The following is a 21,963-nucleotide window of genomic DNA, read 5'->3' on the forward strand; positions in this document are numbered from 1 at the left end:
TTTGAGAATGATGGTTTTGGTTTGTCTCGTTCTGTAACAGGAAGACCCGTTTTGAGCCGTTAGATGTTGCAGGTTAAGACAAAAGGTCGGCCGGACTCACAACAGACAGGATCGGCTAATAGCAGCCGTGATCCCTTGGGGACGGAGGAAAAGGGCCCCGGCCGGGATATCCGACCGGGGCCCTTGGACAGAGCTATATGTTGCTGCAAGTCGTGTGTCTACGAGCTACTCCTCGACGAGCTCAAACTGATCGGGACCGACGCCACACACCGGGCACACGTAATCCTCGGGCAGTTCGGGCGTGTCGACCTCTACCTCGTAACCGCAAACGGTGCACACGAACTTGTACGTCTTCTTTTCCTCGGCCATGATGTTCTCCTCTCGAACGTGGCTGCTGGTGTACTTTGCTTATTAGTATATATTCTTAATAATATAATGCAAGCGGTTTTACCGCATTTCTACCCTTGGTACGAAGACGCCTTGGGCGGCGTCTTGCCCTTCAGGACCTTATGGTAGTAATCGTAGGTGAGCGGCGTCTCGTCGCTCAGGCGCTCGGCATCCTCGACCTCACCGATAAACAGTAGATGCGTGCCCACATCCACTGTGTCGATCAAACGGCAGCTAAACAAGGCCGCCGCATGCTCGGGAACATAGGGCATGCCCAGTGCGGTCTCGCGCGTCTCGTACTTGGCAAATTTGTCATAGTTGCTGCTGGTACGGAATCCAAAGTTACCAATGTAGGGCATATCGGCCGTCTGATCGATCACGGTCAGCGCAAAGGCCTTGGCAGACGAGATAACGCCAGACGTGACATTTTCCTTGTTCACGGCAACCGAAATGCGCGGCGGCGTGGACGTCACCTGCACTGCGGTGTTGATAATGCAGCCGGCGCGCGATCCATCTGCCGCGGCACTCACCACATACAGCCCGCACGGCATCGTAAAGAACGCAGTTTTATCCAAAACGATCACTCCCCTAACTCGGAATTGAGCCTTGCAGACGTATATACCCACAATGAGACATATGTGTCAGAACGGTAAGAAAAATGAGCCACACGCAGTTGCGGTGAAAAAGTCCCTGTTTAAGCCTGGATACCCAACAAACAGGAACTATTCCACCGCAACTTGCGAGGAGCAGACCGGGAGTACGACAACAGTGATGGATGAACATCCCCGCCCGCCCGGATATCAACCCTTAGCGATTACGCTCCTTAAGCGCGCGATCGATTTCGCGCTGAACGTCACGTTTGGCCATGTCCTCGCGTTTGTCGTAGAGCTTTTTGCCACGGCCCAGGCCCAACAGCAGCTTAACGCGACCATCGGCATTAAAGTAGAGCTCGAGCGGCACCAGTGCATAGCCGCGGTTGCGCAGTTTGCCGTCAAGAAAATCAATCTCCTTGCGATGCAGCAGCAGACGGCGCCGGCGATCGGGATCACGGTTCCACACACCACCGTGACTATAGGGATGGATGTGCAAACCCACCAGCCAGCACTCGCCACCGCGAATCAGCGCAAAAGTATCGGTAATCTGACAGGCGCGCTCGCGAATCGACTTGACCTCGGTACCGCTCAACTCAATGCCGCATTCGAATGTCTCGTCGATAAAGTATTCGTGATGCGCCGAACGATTCTTGGAGATGAGCTTGCGCTCGCGCTTACTGGGCATCGCCGGCCTCCTCGGCGTCATCGGCTTTCCCGCTCGCGGCCTCGCGTTTGGCCTTGCGCTCGGCGTTGAGCTCGGCATCGCTTTCGCGCACCAGCTTAATGATCGCCGCGCATGCCTCCTCGCCCACCAGGTCGCGGGCACGGACCGTCAGGCGTGCAGCCTCCTGCTTGTCACCGTCGCCCGCAGCGTCGGTCGCACACATAATCAGACAAATGGCAATCTCGGCCGAAGGCGAGGTCGGTACGCCCTGCAACGCCAGCTCGCCCATCACATGCTCATCACTCTCGTCGGCGGCATCCGGATAGGTGGCATGGATCTTGCTGAGCAAGCGCGTCGTATGTGAATCGCCAGGGGCCAAGCGCAGCGCCAGACGTGCGCAACCCACGGCCGCCGAGACGTTCTCGGTCTCGGGCTCCAAAAAGTACTGGCCCAAGTTGGCGTAGGCGCGGGCGGCGCACCTGCCGTCACTCGCTCGCTCCAGCACCGAAAACGAAAGCGAAGCCCACTCCTGCTTGTCCTCGAGCGCACGGAACAGCTCGGCCAGATCCAGTCGGTAGTTGCAGTTCATGGGGTCCCAGCGCACGGCCTGCATCAAGGCATTGCGGGCGCTCACATAATCCTGCTGACGGATGTAGGCAAACGCCATGTCGGAGTACAGGCGATCAAACGGCACCTCGACCTGCACCAGCTCGCGTGGATCCTTTTCCACGCGGCGGTAGGCCAGGCGCTCAAACTTGCTATCGAAGCTAAAGTACTGGCGGTTCTCCTCCGTTTTGCACTCGGCATCGATATACTCCTCGGCGAGCTCCACCAAACGCTCCAGCAGCGGCGTCGCCGTGGCCAGGTCTCCCTGCGCCAGGTAATTCTCGGCATACGTAATGTCTTGTAGGCTGATGGGCAGGTCCATGGCAACTCCTCGGTCCAGGTGAAACGCGGCTCATTCCACACATGCGGTGTATACACAAAACCCGGGTCTCTTGCGAGGCCCGGGCATTCAATTTGTGGTAGCCCGTACCAGATTCGAACTGGTGATCTCCGCCTTGAGAGGGCGGCGTCCTAAACCGCTAGACGAACGGGCCATATGTAGCAAATGCAATGGCTGGGATGGAGGGAGTCGAACCCCCATTGACGGAACCAGAATCCGCTGTCCTGCCATTAGACGACATCCCAATGATTGCATCGCTGCGCTCGGCTGTGCCTTTGCGCAAGAAAGAAATATACGGGAAGTCGCTCCGTGACGCAAGCCCCAATTTTGACTTTTTTAAAATTCGGTCAAATTGGCCTAATTTCGTCCAACCCGTGAAGGACCTGTGATGCCGACCGCTGTACACGAAGGGCAAAACGCCGCGGGCGGTAGCCGTCAACCGTTGGCAGATACTAACGCGAAAACGATAGCACCAGGCAACACAATCGAAGTATCTTTTGATCATGCGGACGTCATGGCATGCGGCGCTCCCCGACCTCAAGCGCATCCAGGCAAGTCTCGTCGAGCTGTCCGGCATGCCAACCGTCATATCCGAGACGAACCTGGAGCGGCGGCAGCGCGAGCGGCGGCAGCGGCAACGAATTCCGTTTATCTGCCCCGGCATTCAGGCATACCTGCCCTTTATGGACGAAGAGTACTGGAGCGACACGCCCGACAAGCACGTAAAGATCTACGACCCACACGAATGGGCGCAGCTGAAGGACTGACTGGGGCAGGCCCGCCCTGGAGTAGGCCCGCCGGCAGAAAGCGCATCCCAGATTTCAAGCTCAAACTGGTCCCCACTTTCCCGTCGAGCCCTCAACCGGAAACCGTGTCCCAGAATCAGCGCTCGAAACGGGATGTCATTTCCGATAGAGCCCTCAACCGGAAAGCACATCCCAGAATCAACACTCAAAATGGGACGCACTTTCCGAAGCCGCTACAGCAACGCCTCGGTCCAAGCCGCTTCCCTAAAGCCGGGGATCGCAAAGTCGTCGCCCACCAGCAGCGGGCGCTTAACCAGCATGCCGTCAGTCGCGAGTAGCTCAAAGCACTCCTGGTCCGTCATACCCGCATCCAGGCGCGCTTTCAGACCAAGCTCTCGATATTTCATGCCCGACGAGTTAAAGAAGCGTCGCACCGGCAGCCCCGAACGAGCAATCCAGGTCGCAAGTTCCTCAGCCGAAGGATTGTCTGTAACAATATCGCGATCGACGTACTCAACCCCATGCTCGTCCAACCAGGCCTTGGCCTTTTTACACGTCGAGCATTTGGGGTATTCAACAAACAGCACTGCCATGGGGATTCCCTTCTTAGAAAAGACAAGTGTCTGGCAAACAGCGCATCGATGGCCATCTGCGACCGATGCCGATATTGTAACCAGCGCCGACGTACAGGCGGTCGCGATTTTCCATCTTGAGGTTAGCGCCTCGCATGGGCGCCAATGGGACAGGTCGCGCGCTGAACCAGCGCGGCGGCCAACAGCACCAACAGCATGGCGACAACGTAACCCGCGGCATCGAAGCCCAGGTCAATCATGTCGAAATGACGACCAGGAACAAAGATCTTGTGCACTTGGTCACCGACAGAGCAGACGGCGCAAAAGAGCAGAGCGAGTACGTACCGGAATCGCGCGCATGGCAGGCACTCGCCCAGGCATGCCACTGTCGCCGAAGCAAACAGTCCTACAAAGAAGAACTCAACGGTATGTGCGACGCGACGAATGTTGGCACCCATCCACAGACGAACGGGCGCAAGCGGGTCGGGATGAACAGTGGCAGTCGTTGAATCCGTGCCCTCGACGGCATCCCCCGCCTGGAACTCCTGCGTGGCGTCGGGCCGCACGTCCGCGGCCCGTCCTTCCACCGCACGCGCGGTGGACTCGCTGAGCGACGACGTCTGCTCCACGTTTTGCTCCGTCAGCATCCAAATACTTGCCAGCGTCACGACCAGCAGGACAATCGAAATCCATCCGACCATGTGCTTCACACGCGCCAAGGGCTAACCTCCGTCATTTTTTGAGCAGCAGCGAGTGTACCCCCAAATGCAGTTGTCGCCGTAGCGAAATCCAAAATGTTCGAATCGGGGCGCCAAAGGACCGTGGCGCCCCTACTCCATCTCGCGCATCCAGCGATCGAACGTCCCCACGCACACGCCTAGCCGCTTTGCCGCCTGACTCCGCGTGATATCACCCGCCTCGTAGGCATCGCGTACCAGCTCGAATTGCGGGGGACAGGGCTTGCGGGGCCGGCCAAAGCGCACGCCGCGCGCTCGCGCCGCCGCAATGCCCTCGGCTTGGCGCCGGTGGATGTTCTCGCGCTCCACCTGCGCCACATAGCTCAGCAGCTGCAAAACAATATCGGAAATCAACGTACTCGTCACGTCCGACCCACCACAGTCTCTGGCGCGCGTGTCGAGCAATGGCATGTCTAGCACCACGATGGCGGCGCCGAGCTCTTTGGTTATGCACCGCCATTCCTCGAGGATCTCGCTGTAGTTACGGCCCAGCCGATCAATGGAAAGTACCACCAGCACATCGCCGGAATCCAACGCGCACAGCAGCTCGCGATACCGCGGTCGATCGAAGTCCTTGCCACTCGCATGGTCGGCAAAGATATTCGCCGGTTCCACGCCATAGGCGCCCAGCGCATCCAGCTGCCGATTCAGATTTTGATCACGCGAGCTCACCCGCGCATACCCGTACACCGTTGTCATCTCATCCCCGCTCTCTCGTAAACCTCCCAAAAAGGGACAGGTTTATTTTGGTAGGTTTTATCTCCCCTATAGCAGGCGGAAGACGCAAGCGCGCGAGCGGCAAGACGATTGAACCGCCACAAAAAAAAGGCAGCCCCAAAAGACCGCCCCGTTCTCTATCAATCACCAAATTCCGGCTAATGAATAAGCCTGAAATCCAAGTGCCCGCGCGTGGTATTGACACGCGAGACCTCGATAATCACGCGTTGCCCCAACTCAAAACGGCGCCCCGTGTCGGCACCCGTCAACGTGAGCGCGTCCTCGTCAAACTCGAACCACTCGCTTCCCAAGCTCTTAATCGAGACCAAGCCCTCGACCTGTGTCAGGTCGAGGCGCACAAAGAGGCCCATGCTGCTGACCCACGAAATGGTTCCGGCATAGCGCTCGCCCAGACGATCCTCGTAATACTGGGCGATCTTGATCTTTTGCGTCGCATGGCTGGCGGCGTCGGCCGCACGCTCGGCATCGCTGCATGCACGGCAAATCTGCGGCAAGATGCGCGGCAGCGACTCGCGACCCCTGCCGATCAGCCGCGGCGTGCGCGCCAAGGCATCCTTGCCGCCCAGCTGCTCATACGCCAGCTGCAATTTGAGCACACGATGGACAACAAGGTCCGGATAGCGTCGGATAGGGCTCGTAAAGTGGCAGTAGCACGGCGCGGCGAGCGCAAAGTGGCCCTCGTTGCGCGGCTTGTACAGCGCGCGCTGCATGCTGCGCAATAGCAACGTGTTGACAAGCGGGGCATTTGCCGTGCCAGCGGCAGCGTCAACCGCCGCCTGCAGCTCATCGGGACTTCCCAGGGCAATGCCGGCCGCGCGGCGATCGTCGATGATACCCAGCTGCGCCAGCGCCACAGCGGCCCCGTGCAAGCTGTCGGGGCTGGGATCCTCATGCACGCGATAGCATGCCTCAATATCGCGGTCTGCCAGCCACTCGGCAACGCACTCGTTGGCAAGCAGCATAGCTTCCTCGATGAGCGACGTGGCACACGAGCGCTCGCGGGCCACGATCTGCACGGGAATGCCGTCCTCGTCCAGCAAAGCGCGAATCTCCGCCGTGTCAAAGTCGACCGAGCCGCGCGCACGGCGAATGCGACGGCGTCGCTCGGCAAGCTCGTTGGCAGCAACTAGGAAATCGCTCAGATCCACGTCGTAGTCGCGGGCAGTCTCTTCGCAAGTCAAACCGCGCTCAAGCGCCTCCTCGCGCGACGCCTCGGCTGCAGCAACATCCTCGGCGGCACCTTTCAACACGGAGTACTCCACCGCACCGGCACGCACCAGCAGTGCCTCGGCACCGTCATAGTCCATGCGCACGCGCGAGCGAATCACACTGGGATACGGATCGTAGTGGCGGACGTGCCCCTGCGCATCGAGCTCGATGTCGACGGTAAACGCCAGGCGATCCTCGTCGGGGCGCAAGGAACACAGGTCATTCGACAGGCGCTCGGGCAACATGGGGAGCACGCGATCGGCAAGGTACACCGACGTCGTGCGATGGCGAGCCTCTAGGTCGATGTGTCCATCCCAGGCCACATAATGCGATACATCGGCGATATGGACACCCAGCTTGTAGCCGCCCTGCGTCGTGCGCTCCAACGAGATGGCGTCGTCAAAGTCGCGCGCGTCGACCGGATCGATCGTGATGATAAAACGGTCGCGCAGATCACGGCGAAGTGGGTCTTTAAGAGCTGTCGCCACGTCGAGCGATAGCTCCTCGGCCTCGGCAAGGGCGGTCTCGGGATAACTATCGGTATAGCCGTAACGAGCCATGACATATTGAACGCCCAAGTCGGGTGCATCGTCGCCGCCAATGCGGCGCTCAAGAGTCACGGTGCCCGATTCCAAGCGTGTCGGATAGCTCAAAATGCGTGCGACGACTGCATCGCCCGGATGCACGCCCAAACGCTCCGCCGAAGTATCCTCGGGCAACATAAAGAAATCGGCCTTGAGACGCGAATCAAGCGGCTCGATCACACCGAGGGGGCCTGCCGTCTGATACGTGCCCACCACGCTTATGGCCGCGCGCTCGACAACGCCCTCGATCACGGCACGGCGATCGCCGCGCGGTCCGGTCTTAATGCTCACGGCCACGATGTCGCCGTCCATAATCTCGCGCTTGCCGCGACCCATAACCTTATAGTCGCCATTATCGGTGACAACATAGGCGCTATGCTCATGGAGCTGCACGCGGCCCGTCAGGCTGGGACGCCGCTCGCTGCGCACTGGCGCGCGCTTGTTGCGAGCGCTACGCTTATGTTTGTTATTGCGCCCCATGGCGCCTCCTTACTATCTGTTGCGGGGCCCGCAGGCGCAACCGCATCATGTCAAAACACCGTGCAGGCCTAAACCGCACGCATCAATGAGTCTACCCAATCAACAACAGGGCACGCACCTCGCATCATGATCCCTATGTGACGGAGAAAATCGAATTATCGAGACAAGCCGAACTGCCGGTGAGCCCTTTTCCTCCGTCGCACGGGATCAAAAAACGGGCCGCCCCAGAGCGGGACGGCCCGTTAGCAAAACTTATTCCAGCTGTGTCTACACGCGCAGGTAGCGACGCATGGCAATGGCGGAACCAAAGAGACCGATGATCACGCCGACCAGGATCAGTGCGGCATACGTCACCAGGTAGTATTGCATCGGCAGCGCAAACGACATCCAGCCAATGCTCTCCTGAAGACGCGGAACCAACAGGTTGCGAAGCAGCTCCAAAACACCGATGGAAAGCAGCGAGCCCAAAACGGCCTGCAGCACGCCCTCGGTGATAAACGGACCGCGAATAAAGCCATTGCTGGCGCCCACCAGGCGCATGATAGCAATCTCGCGGCGGCGAGCCGTAATCGACAGGCGAATCGTGTTGTTGATAAAGATGAACGCGATAAACGTCAGCAAACCAACAAGCACAACGGCAGCGATGCGGATGTAGTTCGTCACCTGGAACAGGCGGCTCACTTCCTCCTGACCGTACAGAACGCTCGCATCAACGTCACCGTCATCCGCGATCTTCTGGAAATCGGAGTTCTTCTTGAGCTTCTTGGCCGTGCTCTCGACCTGGGACGGATCGTCCATCTCGATCGCGAACGAAGCAGGCAGCGGATTCTGGCCGTCAAGTGCGCTCAGAGTGGCGTCGGCGTTACCCGACATCTTGCTCGTGTACTCGGCCAGCGCGTCGTCCTTGTCCTTATAGGTCACGGACTTAACGTTGTTCCACGTCTTGAGCTCACTCTCGAAAGCCTGGACGTCGGCCTGGTCGGCGTCATCGCTAATAAACGCGTTGATAACAACCTGGTCCTCAACGGTGCCGATCACGGAGTTCAGCATCGCGGAACCCATGATGAACAGGCCGATGATAAACAGCGAAAGGAAAATCGTGATGACGGCGCCGAGCGAGGTGGTCCAGTTACGGAAGAAGTGGCTCATTGCCTCTTTGAGCGAATAGCCCACGTTAGTTGGTGCCATAGTTGCCGTAACCTCCCCTCTCCTGGTCGCGGATTACGTGGCCGCCCTCGAGGGCGATCACGCGACGATGCATACTATCGACCATCTCGCGATCGTGGGTAGCCACGATCACGGTCGTGCCGGTGCGGTTAATGCGCTCGAGCAGCTTCATGATGCCGAGCGAAATTGCCGGGTCGAGGTTGCCCGTTGGCTCGTCGCAAATCAGCAGCGGCGGACGGTTGACCATGGCGCGGGCGACGGCCACGCGCTGTTGCTCGCCGCCGGAAAGCTGATCGGGCAGCGAGTCCATCTGATCGGCCAAACCGACCAGACGCAGTACCTCGGGCACCTGGCTGCGAATGACGCCCTTGGGCTTGCCTATGCACTGCAGGGCAAACGCCACGTTTTCATAGGCGGTCTTTTGCGGCAGAAGCTTAAAGTCCTGGAACACGGCGCCAATCTGGCGGCGCAGGAAGGGAACCTTGCGGTTCTTGATTTTCATGAGATCCTGACCGGCGACCAAAATGCGACCGCTCGTAGGCCTGACATCACGGTTGAGCGTGGAAAGCAGCGTGGTCTTACCCGATCCGGAATGACCGACCAAGAAGACGAACTCACCCGGATAGATCTCGATGTTGATGTCGTCGAGTGCGGGCTTGTTGGGCTGTGCCGGGTAGATCTTGGTGACATGCTCCATCAGAATGACGGGCTCGACACCGGCCTGCTTGGCCATCTTCTTGCGACTTGCCTGCGGATCGATAGGCGCGAACACCGACGTAAAATCGGGGTTGTTGAGCGCATTGTCAAGACTTGCGACCTCGGCAGCCTGATCATTCTCGACTATGGGCGCAGCGGGCTGCATAGGATCGGGAATGCCGGCAAAGAGGCCGGACTGCGCCGGCTGCGGCGCGGGCGTAGCAGGAACCATGGGATCGGGAATGCCCGCCATGGTCGGCTGAGGCTCGGCTGACGTCTGAGGCTGGTTCACGCGAGCAGTCACCTTTTGGACGGGCTCAAAGCCCGCAGCGGCAGAAAGCTCGACATCGCTGGTGGGATTGTAGGCAAAGGGATCGGATGCCGGCCGTGCCTGATCTGCCGGCTGTGCGGGGGCCTGAGCAATATGCTGGCCCTCTGAATCCGGAGTGGCGAAACGTGTGCCCGGGACACCTTGCCGTGTCTTGGGGGCCTCATCGCCCGCACCGGAGGTACGGAAGTGGTTACCCACTGGTGCTCCTTATCATCGTGCGTTTAAACTACATGAGCGCTTTGTATTTTAGCAGCATTAGCTTCGCTGCACATAAGAAGCATGGCAAGGTTTTGGTCTCACCGGCCGCGCACAGGGCTACCTCCCAAATCGTCCTCGGACATGTCGGAGTCCCCGCTGTGCGCTTCGCGCTGCGGGGACTCCTCCGTCCTGCGGAATGATTTGGGAGGTAGCCCTGTGCGCGGCCTGCGGCTACTAAGGAGTCGCCGCGTTTTTCTTGGGGTGCCGCATATACAAAGTTGGGAGGGCTGAGTTGCACTTTGCTGGTCTGGGCCCGCTTCCCGGAGGAAGCCCTTGCTTGGTGCGGGCCCGATTTGTTTGTTGCCCACAAAAAACAGGGGCGCCCTCTTTGGGTGCGCCCCTGTTGTGGCTTGCATACGGTTGCTAAAGCGATACTTTGCCTCGTCTTGCCCTAGGCCAAGAACTCCTTGGTGGTTGCCACGATGTTGGCGGCATCCAGGCCGTACTTGTGCAGGAGCTCGGCGCCCGGGCCGGACTCGCCAAAGGTGTCGTTGACGCCAATCTTCTTGAGCGGCGTCGGGCACTGCTCGCAGAGCACGTCGGCAACGGCGCTGCCCAGGCCACCGATCACGGAGTGTTCCTCGACGGTCACGACGTGGCCGGTCTTGGCGGCGCTCTTGACGATCAGATCGGCGTCGATGGGCTTAATGGTGTGCATGTTGATGACCTCGGCGTCGATGCCCTCGGCAGCGAGCTGCTCGGCAGCCTCGAGAGCCTCGCCAACCATCAGGCCGCAGGCGATGATGGTCACATCGGCGCCCTCACGCATGACGATGCCGCGGCCCGGCTCGAACTTGTAGGTCTCGGGGTCGTTGATGACCGGCGAGGCCAAACGGGCAAAGCGCATGTACACGGGGCCGTCGCACTCGTAGGCGGCGCGGACCACGGCGCGGGCCTCCACGTCGTCGGCCGGGACAATCACGGTCATGCCAGGGATAACACGCATAAGGGCGATATCCTCGCAGCACTGGTGCGTGGCACCGTCCTCGCCCACCGAAATACCGGCGTGCGTGGCGCCGATCTTGACGTTGAGGTGCGGATAGCCGATGGAGTTACGGACCTGCTCAAAAGCGCGGCCGGCGGCAAACATGGCAAAGGTGCTCGCAAAGGCAGTACGACCGGTGGTCGCGATACCGGCGGCGACACCCATCAGGTTGCTCTCGGCAATGCCCACATCGAAGAAGCGGTCGGGGCAGGCGGCCTTAAACTTACCGGTCTGCGTGGCGGCAGCCAGGTCGGCGTCGAGGACCACAAAGTCGTCGTGCTCGGCAGCGAGCTCAACGAGGGCCTCGCCGTAGCTTACACGCGTGGCGATTTTCTTGACGTCTGCCATCCTAGAGCTCCTCTCCGGCGGCCGTGAGCTCTGCCATGGCCTGCTCAAACTGTTCATCGTTGGGGGCCTTGCCGTGCCAACCAACCTGGTTCTCCATAAAGGAAACGCCCTTGCCCTTCATGGTCTCGGCGATAATGGCGGTAGGCTGACCCTTGGTGGCGCGAGCCTCGGCAAAGGCGGCGCGAATCTGACCGAAGTCGTTGCCGTCGGCGAGCTCCACCACGTGGAACTTAAAGGCGCGGAACTTGTCGGCGAGCGGCATGGGATCGTTGACCTCCTCGACGGGACCGTCAATCTGCAGACCGTTGTGGTCAACGATCACACAGAGGTTGTCGAGCTGCTGATTGCCGGCAAACATGGCGGCCTCCCAGACCTGGCCCTCCTCGCTCTCGCCGTCGCCCAGCAGGGCGTACGTGCGGTAAGTATCGCCCCAGTGCTTGGCGGCGACGGCCATGCCCACGGCGGCGGAGATGCCCTGGCCCAGCGAGCCGGTGGACATGTCGACGCCCGGGGTGTCGTTCATGTTGGGGTGGCCCTGCAGGTGGCTGCCGATATGGCGCAGCGTCTCGAGGTCCTCCTTGGGGAAGAATCCGCGCTCGGCGAGCACGGCGTACAGACCCGGAGCGCAATGGCCCTTGGAGAGCACAAAGCGGTCGCGGTCGGCCTTGCGAGGATCGGCCGGGTCGACATTCATTTCCTCAAAGTACAGATAAGTCATGATGTCGGCAGAGCCGAGCGAACCGCCCGGATGGCCGGACTTGGCAGCGTGCACGCCGGTGACGATGCCCTTCCTTACCTCGTTGGCAACTTTTTTGAGCTCTTCGTCGCTCATTGTGCCTTCCTTTCATCCTCTTTAGACAAGATGCGCACGGCGCAGAAGGTAATCCCAACCCAGCCGCAATGCACGTGCGCCATTCATTATGCTGGAAACTGAAGGCTTTACCAGAGTTTTTATCATTATTTGAATAATTTAGCTGGCAGACCCGCTGATGAATCGGTTTATCAATGTGAACGTCTTTTGGATGGAGCGCAGTCTGCCCTACGCGTTAATGTCCTTGAACCCCTCACCGAAGGCTTCCGTAACGTCGGCGACCGTCACGATAGCTTGAGGATCGCGCTCGCGCACGATGGTCTTGAGTGTATTGAGCTCGCGGCGGCTAACGATCACCATAATCACCGGCTTCTCAGCGCCCGAATACATGCCGGTCGCCTTAAATTTAGTGCAGCCGCGACCCAGGCCATACATGATATCGGCCGCGATATCGGGGAAATTCTCCGAGATGATGAGCACCATACGGCGCTTGTTGCCGCCATCGACCACAGCGTCGATCACATAGCCGCTAATTACCATCGAAAGCCCTGCATACAGCGCGTTCTCTAGAGAGAAGACGGGGGCCGATGCCGCGCATACGGCGACATCGATCGCCATGACGGTCGAACCCACCGGCAGCGAGGTATTACGTGAGATAATCTGGCCGATGGTGTCGGAGCCGCCGGTGTTGGCGCCGGCGCGTAACACCATGCCGTAACCAATGCCCGTGATAATGCCGCCCCACATAGCGGGAAGCATCAGGTCTGCATCTGCCAGAGGCGCTACAAACGGGGCAAACAGGTCGGTAAAGAAGCCCAGTAGCACAAAGCCTGTCGCCGTCTGTACCACATAGAACATGCCGCCCTCGCGCATGACGACCAGCAACAGCAAGGCATTCATCACGATGGTTTGGATACCGACGGGCAGCGACACGCCCCGCGCGGCACCGACCGCCTGGATAATAGTCGCAAGGCCCGTAACGCCACCGGCGGCAAGACCGTTGGGAATCAAAAACAGGTCGGTCGCGATGGCCGCCAAAGCGCACCCAAGCATGATCTGGGGTAGATCGCGGAAGAAGTTCATTGAAAGAATGCGCTTGATATCCAGACGATATGCCATGCTACCTCCCTCAAAAAAGCGCACCCCCTTGGGTGCGCTTTGAACTTCTTACCGTATTTGATTCTACCGATTCGCCGAGGAAAAACCACCCCGCGGCGGGTTTGCTCTGGATATAAAACCGCCTGTCCAGAGTTTAGTGTCGGTCCGTGACTCACCCGGGGCTTAAGCGGACGGAGACTCCGCATCAGCATTGCCGGTAGCCCAGCGATGGTAGCCGATCACAAACGGATCCAAGTCGCCATCGTCGAGAACGGCGTCGACGTTGCTGGTCTCCACGCCCGAGCGCAGGTCCTTGACCATCTGATACGGATAGAGCACGTAGCTGCGGATCTGGTTGCCAAAGCCAATCGTGGTCTTGGGACCGCGGATCTCGTCGAGCGCCTCGGCGCGCTTCTCGAGCTCAATCTCGTACAGACGGGCCTTGAGAATCTGCATACACGCGGCCTTGTTCTGAATCTGGCTGCGCTCATTTTGGCAGGTCACTACAATGCCGCTGGGAAAATGCGTCACGCGCACGGCGGAGTCGGTGGTGTTGACGCCCTGGCCGCCCGGGCCGCTTGCGTGGTACACGTCGACGCGGATATCGTCGGGGTTGATCTCGATATCGATATCGTCGGGCAGCACCGGAATGACCTCGACGCCGGCAAACGTAGTCTGTCGACGCTTCTTGTCATCGGTGGGGCTAATGCGCACCAAACGGTGAACGCCGGCCTCGGCACGAAGCATACCGAAGGCATCCTTGCCCTCAACGGTAAAGGTCGCGCGATCAATGCCAATGACCTCGGCAGCGGGGCAATCGTTGATGGTGACCTTCCAGCCGCGGCGCTGGCAGTACTTCATGTACATCTTAAAGAGCATGAAGGTCCAGTCCTGCGCCTCCAAGCCGCCCTGTCCGGGCTTGATAGTCACAATCGCGTCACCGTGATCGAACTCGCCGGTAAACCAGCTCGAAAGTTCGAGCTCATCGATGGCGCGCGCCAGACGATCAGCCGTGGCGGCAGCCTCCTCACGCAGTGCAGCGGCATCGGGGTCATCGCCCATTTCCTCGGCAAGTTCCAGCGCCGCGCGGGCATCGGAGAGCTCGCCGCGCGCGGTATCCACGGCGGCGATATCCTCCTTGGCGCGCGCAATCTCTTCCATCGTGGCGCGAGCGTCATCGGCGTCGTCCCAAAAGCCGGGAGCGACGCTCTTGGCCTCAAGCTCGGTCACGTGGGTGCGCTTCTCGTCCAAATGAAGATACGACTCAACCTCGCCGAGCCGGTCCGCAAACGCGTCCAGCTCGGCGGGCGTTACCTCTAAAGCATCCGCCATTAACGATTCCTGCCGTGGCAGTACTTGAACTTCTTGCCGCTGCCGCAAGGGCACGGTTCGTTGCGACCCACGTTGACATACGGGTCGTCGCTCTCGGACTTGCGGTAGGTGGTCACCTTAGCGCCGTTGTTGACAGCTGCCGGTCCGCCCTGGACGGCCGTGCGAGCCTGTGCCCGTGCCTCCTTGCGCAGGACCGAGTTGCCGTTGTCGCCATCGACGTCGGCGGGGCCGGAGAAGCGCGCACCCTCGAGCGCGGGGTCCTCCTTGCGCTCCACAGCCTGCGGGGCGGCCTTGATCTCGATGCGCAGGACGGTGCGCAGGTAATCCTCGTACATGGTGTCAACGAGCATCTGGAAGGCACCATAGGCCTCAGTCTTGTACTCGACCAGCGGGTCGCGCTGACCAAAGCCGCGCAGGCCGATACCGGTCTTGAGGTAGTCCATCTCCTGCAGGTAGTTCATCCAGCGGGTATCGATGACGCGCAGCATGACCTGGGTGTTGAGCTCGCGCATGAGGTCCTCACCCAGGCGCTCGGCCTTCATGTTGTAGCACTTCTCGACGTAGGCCAGGACATCGGCAGCAAGGGCCTCGTAATCCTCGTCGGGGAACTTGGGCGTATCGATATGGCCGGTCAGCTCCACAACCCACTTGCGCAGGCCATCGAGGTCGCGCTCGCCGTCGTGGCTGTCCTTAGCGCAAAACTCCTGCACGCAGCGGTACACGGTGTCGTGCATGACCTCGGTGATGTGGTCGGTCAGGTCCTTACCGTCCAGAATCTTGTTGCGCTCGGCGTAGATAACCTGGCGCTGCTTGTTCATCACGTCGTCGTACTCAAGAACGCTCTTGCGCATGGAGAAGTTGATGCTCTCGACCTTGTGCTGGGCGCTCTCGACGGCCTTGGAGATGATCTTGTGCTGGATGGGCATGTCGTCGCCCATTTCTGCCGTGACCATCATCTTGGAGACGCGGTCCATCTTGTCGCCACCGAACAGGCGCATCAGATCGTCCTCGAGCGACAGGTAGAACTGGGTCTCGCCCGGATCGCCCTGACGACCGGAGCGGCCACGCAGCTGATTGTCGATACGGCGGGACTCATGGCGTTCGGTGCCGATGACGGTCAGGCCGCCGGCGGCAAGCACGCGTTCGCGCTCGGCCTTGCAGGTCTCCTTGGCCTCGGCGTTAAACTGCTCGAGCTGCTCGGGCGTCACGTCCTCCATGGTCAGGCCCTCGTACTCCAGGCGCTCGCGCACCAGCTCGTCGGGGTTGCCGCCCAGCAGGATGTCGGTACCACGACCGGCCATGTTAGTAGCGATGGTCACGGCGCCGTAACGACCGGCCTGGGCCACGATATGAGCCTCGCGCTCGTGGTGCTTTGCGTTGAGGACCTCGTGTGCGATGCCGCGCTTGGTAAGGGCTGCCGATAGCTTCTCGGAACTCTCGATGGAGACGGTACCGACCAGGACCGGCTGGCCCTTGGCGTGACGCTGCTCGACATCATTGGCAACGGCGTTGTACTTGGCCTGGATGGTGCGGTACACCAGGTCCTCGTGATCGACACGCTGCACGGGCTTGTTGGAGGGAATGACCTCGACGGGCAGCTTGTAGATCTCGCGGAACTCGGCGTCCTCGGTAAGCGCCGTACCGGTCATGCCGGAGAGCTTGTCATACAGACGGAAGTAGTTCTGCAGGGTGATGGTGGCAAGGGTCTGGTTCTCCTCGCGCACGAGCACGCCCTCTTTGGCCTCGATAGCCTGATGCAGGCCCTCGGAGTAGCGACGGCCCTCCATGATGCGGCCGGTGAACTCATCGACAATCTTGACCTCGCCGTTGGTAACGACGTACTGCTTGTCGCGGTGGAACATGTATTGGGCCTTCAACGCCTGCTGCAGGTGGTTGACCAGCTGGCCCGAAAGGTCGGCGTAGATGTCCTCGATACCCAGGCGGCGCTCGATCTTCTTGAGGCCGCGCTCGGTGGCGGCAATGGTGTGCTTGGCCTCGTCCATGACGTAGTCGCCCGTGGGCTCCACGTCCTCGGTGGCGGTGAGCATATCGTGCGACACGTCCTCGCCGCGCTCCAGCCCGCGCACGGCGCGCGCGAAGTCCTTGTAGGTGCTGGCCGACTTGGTGCCGGCGCCCGAGATGATCAGCGGGGTCCTGGCCTCGTCGATCAGGATGGAGTCGACCTCGTCGACGATAGCGTAGCTGTGGCCGCGCTGGACGCGCTGCTCGGGGCGGGTGACCATGTTGTCGCGCAGGTAGTCAAAGCCAAACTCGGAGTTGGTGCCGTAGGTGACATCGGCCTGGTAGGCCGGGCGCTTAAGCTCGAGCGGCATGTTGTTCTGCAGCAGGCCGACGGTCATGCCCAAATACTTGTAGATGCGGCCCATCCACTCGGAGTCGCGCTTTGCCAGGTAGTCGTTGACGGTAACGACATGCACGCCCTTGCCGGCGATGGCGTTAAGATAGCCGGCCAGGGTGGAGACGAGCGTCTTGCCTTCGCCGGTCTTCATCTCGGCGATATGACCCTCGTGCAGCGCCATGGCGCCGATGAGCTGTACGTCAAAGTGACGCATGCCCGTGATGCGCTTTGAAGCCTCGCGCACGGTGGCAAAGGCCTCGGGGAGCATGTCGTCAAGCGACTCGCCGTTAGCATAACGCTCGCGGAACTTATCGGTCTGGCCGCGAAGTTCCTCCTCGGTCATCTTCTCAAACTGAGGCTCAAGCCCGTTGATCTGGTCAACGATCTTGTAGTAGCGCTTAAGGTCCTTATCGGATCCAAAGGAGAGCAGCTTTGACATGAATCCCATGTGGTTTTCCTTTTTTGGCCATCGCCCGTAGCGCACTGCACTGGGCGAGTTAAACACAGATAGTTGTACTTTAGCCAAACGGGGCGCACGCTATACGCTCGACCTCATCCCCCACGTAATAACTACGACCGACCTGCCAAAAAGGGCGTTTTATTTTTAATGGCTACGGCCCAGATAAGCGCCGATAACTTTGCGCTGCTCGGCGCTCGCCCGATAGTAGACGCGAAGCTCGCCTTCGGCATCCAAATCAAAGCGCGCCTCGTCAATCAGGCCATTCTTGTGCGCGGTCATGAGCGCCTCCTGCATGCGCGGCCTTGCAAAGGCGGCAAACGATGCATACTCGGCCGCGAGATCGGCCATCACATCGTCGACGCAAGCCTCGTCATGGCAAACAAAATAATCGAGCATGGCATAGTTAAGCGGAAGCATCCCGATCACCGTCCTTTTTAACCATGTCGAGGGGATTCACGGCGATCAGGCAAATGCCGACGAGGTTGACGACGGCCGCCACCCATGCGACGGACGGAAGCGCGTAGCCGTCAAAGCCCAAGACCAGGCCGACGATAATCCACGTAAACAGCGGCGCTGTAAAGGTATAGGTGCCGTTGATGGCCATGCCCAGCGCCGTGCCGCACATGGAGTTGGCGCGATACCAGCTCATAAACGAAAAGTAGGCGGCAAAACCGGAGCAGGCGAAAAACACGACGGAGGATTTGTCGGTGAGCGCTTGGGCGACAAGGACGTAACTCTGACCAAGGGGCTCTCCGCATGCCAAGGTTAGGGCCGGCAGTACCAAGCACAGGTTGCCGACGCCCGAGACAAGCTGACGGATGTTGATGGCAATCTGAGGATCGATCATGCAGGTGGCGCGGCCGCCCACGCATCCCTCGACGCCCCAGCACAGGGCGGCTAACAGCGCCAGACCCAGGCCGAGCGCCATGCCGGAAGATGCCTGCCCGCTCAGGCCGGCGCTACCGATCATGGCGCCGGCGAACACGCAGACAACGATGCCGGTGACGACACGGGGGCTAAGCGGCTGTCGGTAGAGCACGCGGGCGAGCACCGCACCGATCGCGGGGTTGAGCGCGGCGATGGGCACGGCAAGCGTGCCTGCCTGCGAAAGCGCGATAACGTAGGCGGCAGAAGCGATGGGCCCGCCAATGAAGGCGGCGGCGATAACGATGACGCCGGGCTTTGAGGCGATGCAGCGGCCTAGGTCGGCGAGTTTGCCCTGACCGGCAGTGAAAAACGTGGCCCAGACGGCACTCAGCACGTCATTGACGCCCGAGGCGATCGTGGGCAAGATGAATACCGCCAAAAGGCCGGAGGGAGCAAATGCATCGAACCAACCGGCCCAAACGCCAAAGAGCTGACCGGCGGTAACAAAGGCCGTGTACAGCGCATACATGCAGCTCGAAAGCGCCGCGACAGCGATACCCTTCCTAAAATAGGCAGCATCGAGCGCACGCTTCTTTGCCACCGCGAGCTCGCGATTGCCCAAGGACGTCGATGTGTCCACGTAGCCTCCTATCGGTTACCTGCCAAAAAGGGACAGGTTTATTTTGGCAGGTTTTATCTGGGCAAACGAAAAATCCCCACCGTTCGGTGCAAAGAGGACGTGCTACTTTGCGTCGATAAGAAAAGGGCCGTGCACCAATTGGGTGCACGGCCCTTTTGCCATGAATGCGAGCGATTCCTCGGCGAGCTATTTACTCAGCAGCCTCGGTGGTCTCGGCCTCGGCAGCGGCCTCCTCGACGGGAGCCTCTGCGGGAGCCTCGGCGGCCTGCTTGGCAGCCTCCTCGGCAAACTTAGCGGCACGCTTGGCCTTCTCGGCAGCCTTAGCCTCAGCGGCGGCCTTGCGAGCGGCCTCGGCCTCAGCAGCCTTGGCGGCCTTGGCAGCCTTGGCCTCCTCGGCCTTCTTGAGCTGGGCGGCAGCAGCGCCACCGAACTTGTCGGCGAAGCGCTGGACGCGTCCACCGGTGTCGACGAACTTCTGCTGGCCGGTGTAGAACGGGTGGCACTCGTTGCAAAGCTCGACCCTCATCTCGGACACGGTAGCGTGCGTCTTGAAGGTGTTGCCGCAGGAGCACGTCACCGTGCACTCGACATACTGGGGATGGATACCCTGCTTCATGGTAGGACTCCTTATTGGTCAGGCGCTGGTTACCGATCAGCGCATAAGGCGTCTTGGTTTCCGACCAAGACAACAAACTCGGCTATGGTACCACGGCGCCGAGCGTCCCACAAAAGGTTCACGGTCTTTACGCCGGAGTACACAGGTGAATCTGCCCGATCGCGGCGCCAACAGAGCCGCCCGAGCTGTCCAAGGTGCCAAAAATACACCCTACGAGACAAGCGCTCCATGTTGCAGACGTGTAACGCCGCAGCAAAGGTGCCCCTTTTTGCACGGGACAGGTACAATGATGAACACTGTACCGTAGCGGAGCGCCGCCGCGCGCCGCTAACACGCGAAAGGGTTTCCCATGGCCGAGATCTCGTCCTCCCGTATCGTCATCACCGTCCTTGGCAAGAACCGCCCCGGCATTGTCGCCGGCGTCACCCGCGTCCTGGGCGAAGCCAATGTCGACATCCGCGACATTACGCAGTCCATTATCGAGGACATCTTCACCATGACCATGCTGGCCGACACCGCCGAGTCCAAGCTCGACTTCGCCGAGCTGCAGAAGGCCCTGGCCGAGGCCGGCGAGCTTTCGGGCGTCAACGTGTCCATCCAGCGCGAGGACGTCTTTAACTTTATGTACCGCCTGTAGCGAACAGGCTGCGTGACGACGGCCCAACGTGCGCCCAGGCGCAACGTCGCCACATAGCCCGGAGAGGAGCGCGCATGGCCTACGACGCCAAGAAAATCTATTACCGCTTCGACGACCACCTGAGCCGCCTGGTCTTGGACTACGAAGCAAGCCGCCAGATTTCGCCCGAAAGCGAAAATCTATACTACGGCATGCCCACCGAGCCTTATGACGAGGGCCTGTTTGTCGAGCACAATGTTAAGCGCGGTCTTCGCAATGCCGACGGATCGGGCGTGGTCGCGGGCCTCACCCGTATCTCGGACGTGCACGGCTACAACAAGGTCGACGGAAAGGCTGTGCCCGATCAGGGTAAGCTCACGCTTCGTGGCTACAGCATCGAAGATCTGGTCAACAATGCCCAGGCCGAGAACCGCTACGGCTACGAAGAAGTCGCCTACCTGCTCATCACGGGCTCGCTGCCCAACAAGGATGAGCTCGACGGCTTTTGCGGGCGTCTGGGCGCGTTTAGGCACCTGAGCGACGAGTACGTTAAGGAATTCCCGATGACCACGGTGTCGTCGAGCATCATGAACGTGCTTCAGCGCGCCGTGCTGCTGCTCTATGCCTTCGACGCCGAGCCCGACGTGATCACCCCCGAGCACGAGATCGATGTTGCCATCTCCATGCTCGCCCGTCTGCCCCGTATTGCCGCCTTCGCGCACATGGCTTCGGTCGCCAAGCGTCGCGGCTCCGAGGTGCATGTGCCGCACCCCACGCCCGGCCTGTCCACGGCCGAGACCATTTTGCAGGTGCTGCGCGGCGGCATGGCGTTTACCCGCGACGAGGCGATGCTGCTCGACGTGATGCTTATGCTCCATGCCGAGCACGGCGGCGGCAACAATTCCACGTTCGCCTGCCGCGTACTGTCGTCGTCGGCCACCGACCCGTATTCGGCCTACGCCGCGGCCATCGGCTCGCTCAAGGGCCCACGCCACGGCGGCGCCAACGCCAAGGTCGTATCCATGCACGAGGACATTCGCGCGCACGTTTCCAACTGGGAAGACGACGACGAGGTCGCTTCCTATCTGGGCAAGATCTTGGACAAGCAGGCCTTCGACGGCACGGGGCTCATCTACGGTATGGGACATGCCGTCTACACGCTCAGCGACCCGCGCGCCGAGGTCTGCCGCCACTACGCGCGCACGCTGGCCGCCAAGAAGGACCTGGGCGAGGAGTTCGCGCTCATCGAGCGTATTGAGCGCCTAGCGCCGCAGGTGATGCGGGACCACGGCATGACCAAACCCATCTGTGCCAACATCGACCTGTATACAGGCTTTATTTACAAGATGCTCGGCGTGCCCGAGACGCTCTTTACGCCGCTGTTCGCCGTCGCGCGCATGGCAGGCTGGTCGGCGCACCGCATGGAAGAGCTCTTCTGCGCGCATCGTATTATTCGCCCGGCATACCGTCCGGTAATCGAGCCACTGGAGTACAAGCCGCTCGCCGACCGTTAGGACGCGCACCGTTATAGAACACGAGCGTGGCCAGGGCATCACCGCCCTCGGCCACGCTTTTTATGCCAGCAGAAAGGGCTGCATCGAATGATTGTTTTTGGCTCTTCGGTGGTTTCTGTGGGAGAGATTCCGGCATAGGCCCAGCTCAGCGGGCGAAAACAACGATCTGGAACTGAAACGGCCCCGGGAGGGGCCGTTTCCGCGTCATC

21 protein-coding genes and 2 tRNA genes are annotated in these 21,963 nt (G+C 60.4%); 3 read left to right on the forward strand and 20 right to left on the reverse strand.

Translation table 11 applies throughout. The features are described 5' to 3' along the window. Positions 1-225: 225 nt before the first annotated feature. The 6 genes from ACTNBY_RS04320 to ACTNBY_RS04345 all read right to left on the reverse strand — a co-directional run bounded on the left by ACTNBY_RS04320 (position 226) and on the right by ACTNBY_RS04345 (position 2,835). Positions 226-369, reverse strand: a complete 144-nt coding sequence (locus tag ACTNBY_RS04320) for a rubredoxin-like domain-containing protein (protein WP_035137395.1) — start codon at positions 367-369, stop codon at positions 226-228. Positions 370-458: 89 nt separating this feature from the next. Further along, on the reverse strand, positions 459-962 hold the full coding sequence (locus ACTNBY_RS04325; protein WP_427717758.1) for a flavin reductase family protein: 504 nt from the start codon (positions 960-962) through the stop codon (positions 459-461). 232 nt (positions 963-1,194) lie between these two features. After that, positions 1,195-1,665, reverse strand: coding sequence for an SsrA-binding protein SmpB (smpB, locus tag ACTNBY_RS04330; protein WP_196025254.1), 471 nt, complete (start codon positions 1,663-1,665; stop codon positions 1,195-1,197). Beyond that, positions 1,655-2,572 carry a hypothetical protein gene (locus ACTNBY_RS04335; RefSeq protein ID WP_441063535.1) on the reverse strand — a complete coding sequence of 306 codons (918 nt, stop codon included), beginning with the start codon at positions 2,570-2,572 and terminating at the stop codon, positions 1,655-1,657. The genes smpB and ACTNBY_RS04335 overlap by 11 nt, the downstream gene beginning before the upstream one ends. Before the next feature lie 95 nt (positions 2,573-2,667). Continuing rightward, a tRNA-Glu gene (locus ACTNBY_RS04340) sits at positions 2,668-2,744 on the reverse strand. A 17-nt stretch (positions 2,745-2,761) separates the two neighbouring features. Beyond that, positions 2,762-2,835 (reverse strand) — tRNA-Gln (locus tag ACTNBY_RS04345). 258 nt (positions 2,836-3,093) lie between these two features. Here ACTNBY_RS04345 and ACTNBY_RS04350 point away from each other — a divergent pair. After that, positions 3,094-3,357 carry a hypothetical protein gene (locus tag ACTNBY_RS04350; RefSeq protein WP_441048315.1) on the forward strand — a complete coding sequence of 88 codons (264 nt, stop codon included), beginning with the start codon at positions 3,094-3,096 and terminating at the stop codon, positions 3,355-3,357. Between the two features lie 212 nt (positions 3,358-3,569). Here the strand turns inward: ACTNBY_RS04350 and ACTNBY_RS04355 are convergent, their stop codons facing one another. From ACTNBY_RS04355 to rpmE, 14 genes are all read right to left on the reverse strand, one after another. Next, on the reverse strand, positions 3,570-3,935 hold the full coding sequence (locus ACTNBY_RS04355; RefSeq protein WP_441063541.1) for an arsenate reductase family protein: 366 nt from the start codon (positions 3,933-3,935) through the stop codon (positions 3,570-3,572). Positions 3,936-4,051: 116 nt separating this feature from the next. Next, complete coding sequence (locus tag ACTNBY_RS04360; protein WP_441063542.1) at positions 4,052-4,618, reverse strand: VanZ family protein; 567 nt, start codon at positions 4,616-4,618, stop codon at positions 4,052-4,054. A gap of 120 nt (positions 4,619-4,738) precedes the next feature. Then, a complete protein-coding gene (locus ACTNBY_RS04365) occupies positions 4,739-5,344 on the reverse strand; it encodes a recombinase family protein (protein ID WP_441063537.1) in 606 nt (201 codons plus the stop codon). A gap of 176 nt (positions 5,345-5,520) precedes the next feature. After that, positions 5,521-7,656 (reverse strand): ribonuclease R family protein, encoded by a 2,136-nt coding sequence (locus ACTNBY_RS04370; RefSeq protein ID WP_441063538.1) that lies wholly within the window; start codon positions 7,654-7,656, stop codon positions 5,521-5,523. Between the two features lie 267 nt (positions 7,657-7,923). Then, entirely contained in the window at positions 7,924-8,844 is a 921-nt protein-coding gene (gene ftsX / locus ACTNBY_RS04375; RefSeq protein ID WP_154515997.1) for a permease-like cell division protein FtsX, read from the reverse strand. Then, positions 8,831-10,048 (reverse strand): cell division ATP-binding protein FtsE, encoded by a 1,218-nt coding sequence (gene ftsE / locus ACTNBY_RS04380; protein WP_441048318.1) that lies wholly within the window; start codon positions 10,046-10,048, stop codon positions 8,831-8,833. Before ftsE ends, ftsX begins: the two co-directional genes overlap by 14 nt. 451 nt (positions 10,049-10,499) lie before the next feature. Further along, positions 10,500-11,441: a transketolase family protein gene (locus ACTNBY_RS04385; RefSeq protein ID WP_441014998.1), complete on the reverse strand. Its 942-nt coding sequence runs from the start codon at positions 11,439-11,441 to the stop codon at positions 10,500-10,502. A gap of 1 nt (position 11,442) precedes the next feature. Beyond that, positions 11,443-12,273, reverse strand: a complete 831-nt coding sequence (locus ACTNBY_RS04390) for a transketolase (protein ID WP_154516003.1) — start codon at positions 12,271-12,273, stop codon at positions 11,443-11,445. A gap of 207 nt (positions 12,274-12,480) precedes the next feature. Further along, on the reverse strand, positions 12,481-13,371 hold the full coding sequence (locus tag ACTNBY_RS04395; RefSeq protein ID WP_441048319.1) for a YitT family protein: 891 nt from the start codon (positions 13,369-13,371) through the stop codon (positions 12,481-12,483). A gap of 162 nt (positions 13,372-13,533) precedes the next feature. Next, positions 13,534-14,682, reverse strand: a complete 1,149-nt coding sequence (gene prfB, locus ACTNBY_RS04400; RefSeq protein WP_441048320.1) for a peptide chain release factor 2 — start codon at positions 14,680-14,682, stop codon at positions 13,534-13,536. Then, the gene (gene secA, locus ACTNBY_RS04405) at positions 14,682-17,489 is read right to left on the reverse strand and encodes a preprotein translocase subunit SecA (protein ID WP_441048321.1); all 2,808 of its coding nucleotides are present in this window, start codon (positions 17,487-17,489) and stop codon (positions 14,682-14,684) included. Before secA ends, prfB begins: the two co-directional genes overlap by 1 nt. A 156-nt stretch (positions 17,490-17,645) precedes the next feature. Then, positions 17,646-17,918: a hypothetical protein gene (locus tag ACTNBY_RS04410; protein WP_441048323.1), complete on the reverse strand. Its 273-nt coding sequence runs from the start codon at positions 17,916-17,918 to the stop codon at positions 17,646-17,648. Next, positions 17,905-19,008: a hypothetical protein gene (locus tag ACTNBY_RS04415; protein ID WP_441032943.1), complete on the reverse strand. Its 1,104-nt coding sequence runs from the start codon at positions 19,006-19,008 to the stop codon at positions 17,905-17,907. Before ACTNBY_RS04415 ends, ACTNBY_RS04410 begins: the two co-directional genes overlap by 14 nt. A 190-nt stretch (positions 19,009-19,198) precedes the next feature. Next, positions 19,199-19,624: a 50S ribosomal protein L31 gene (rpmE, locus tag ACTNBY_RS04420; RefSeq protein WP_154516018.1), complete on the reverse strand. Its 426-nt coding sequence runs from the start codon at positions 19,622-19,624 to the stop codon at positions 19,199-19,201. A gap of 349 nt (positions 19,625-19,973) precedes the next feature. Between rpmE and ACTNBY_RS04425 the strand changes: the two genes are divergently transcribed. Then, complete coding sequence (locus ACTNBY_RS04425) at positions 19,974-20,261, forward strand: ACT domain-containing protein (RefSeq protein ID WP_006235289.1); 288 nt, start codon at positions 19,974-19,976, stop codon at positions 20,259-20,261. A gap of 74 nt (positions 20,262-20,335) precedes the next feature. Further along, complete coding sequence (locus ACTNBY_RS04430) at positions 20,336-21,754, forward strand: citrate synthase (RefSeq protein ID WP_441048324.1); 1,419 nt, start codon at positions 20,336-20,338, stop codon at positions 21,752-21,754. Positions 21,755-21,963: the final 209 nt, after the last annotated feature.

Origin of the sequence: Collinsella sp. HCP28S3_E12, from assembly GCF_052065595.1 — a bacterium.
Taxonomy (GTDB): domain Bacteria; phylum Actinomycetota; class Coriobacteriia; order Coriobacteriales; family Coriobacteriaceae; genus Collinsella.

Bases quoted from the DNA above. Each gene is read 5' to 3' on its own strand.
- ACTNBY_RS04410 (WP_441048323.1), bottom strand. From the start codon at position 17,918: ATGCTTCCGCTTAACTATGCCATGCTCGATTATTTTGTTTGCCATGAC.
- ACTNBY_RS04370 (WP_441063538.1), bottom strand. From the start codon at position 7,656: ATGGGGCGCAATAACAAACATAAGCGTAGCGCTCGCAACAAGCGCGCG.
- secA (WP_441048321.1), bottom strand. From the start codon at position 17,489: ATGGGATTCATGTCAAAGCTGCTCTCCTTTGGATCCGATAAGGACCTT.
- ACTNBY_RS04365 (WP_441063537.1), bottom strand. From the start codon at position 5,344: ATGACAACGGTGTACGGGTATGCGCGGGTGAGCTCGCGTGATCAAAAT.
- ACTNBY_RS04385 (WP_441014998.1), bottom strand. From the start codon at position 11,441: ATGGCAGACGTCAAGAAAATCGCCACGCGTGTAAGCTACGGCGAGGCC.
- ACTNBY_RS04320 (WP_035137395.1), bottom strand. From the start codon at position 369: ATGGCCGAGGAAAAGAAGACGTACAAGTTCGTGTGCACCGTTTGCGGT.
- smpB (WP_196025254.1), bottom strand. From the start codon at position 1,665: ATGCCCAGTAAGCGCGAGCGCAAGCTCATCTCCAAGAATCGTTCGGCG.
- ACTNBY_RS04350 (WP_441048315.1), top strand. From the start codon at position 3,094: ATGCGGACGTCATGGCATGCGGCGCTCCCCGACCTCAAGCGCATCCAG.
- rpmE (WP_154516018.1), bottom strand. From the start codon at position 19,624: ATGAAGCAGGGTATCCATCCCCAGTATGTCGAGTGCACGGTGACGTGC.
- ACTNBY_RS04335 (WP_441063535.1), bottom strand. From the start codon at position 2,572: ATGGACCTGCCCATCAGCCTACAAGACATTACGTATGCCGAGAATTAC.
- ACTNBY_RS04390 (WP_154516003.1), bottom strand. From the start codon at position 12,273: ATGAGCGACGAAGAGCTCAAAAAAGTTGCCAACGAGGTAAGGAAGGGC.
- prfB (WP_441048320.1), bottom strand. From the start codon at position 14,682: ATGGCGGATGCTTTAGAGGTAACGCCCGCCGAGCTGGACGCGTTTGCG.
- ACTNBY_RS04395 (WP_441048319.1), bottom strand. From the start codon at position 13,371: ATGGCATATCGTCTGGATATCAAGCGCATTCTTTCAATGAACTTCTTC.
- ACTNBY_RS04425 (WP_006235289.1), top strand. From the start codon at position 19,974: ATGGCCGAGATCTCGTCCTCCCGTATCGTCATCACCGTCCTTGGCAAG.
- ftsX (WP_154515997.1), bottom strand. From the start codon at position 8,844: ATGGCACCAACTAACGTGGGCTATTCGCTCAAAGAGGCAATGAGCCAC.
- ACTNBY_RS04430 (WP_441048324.1), top strand. From the start codon at position 20,336: ATGGCCTACGACGCCAAGAAAATCTATTACCGCTTCGACGACCACCTG.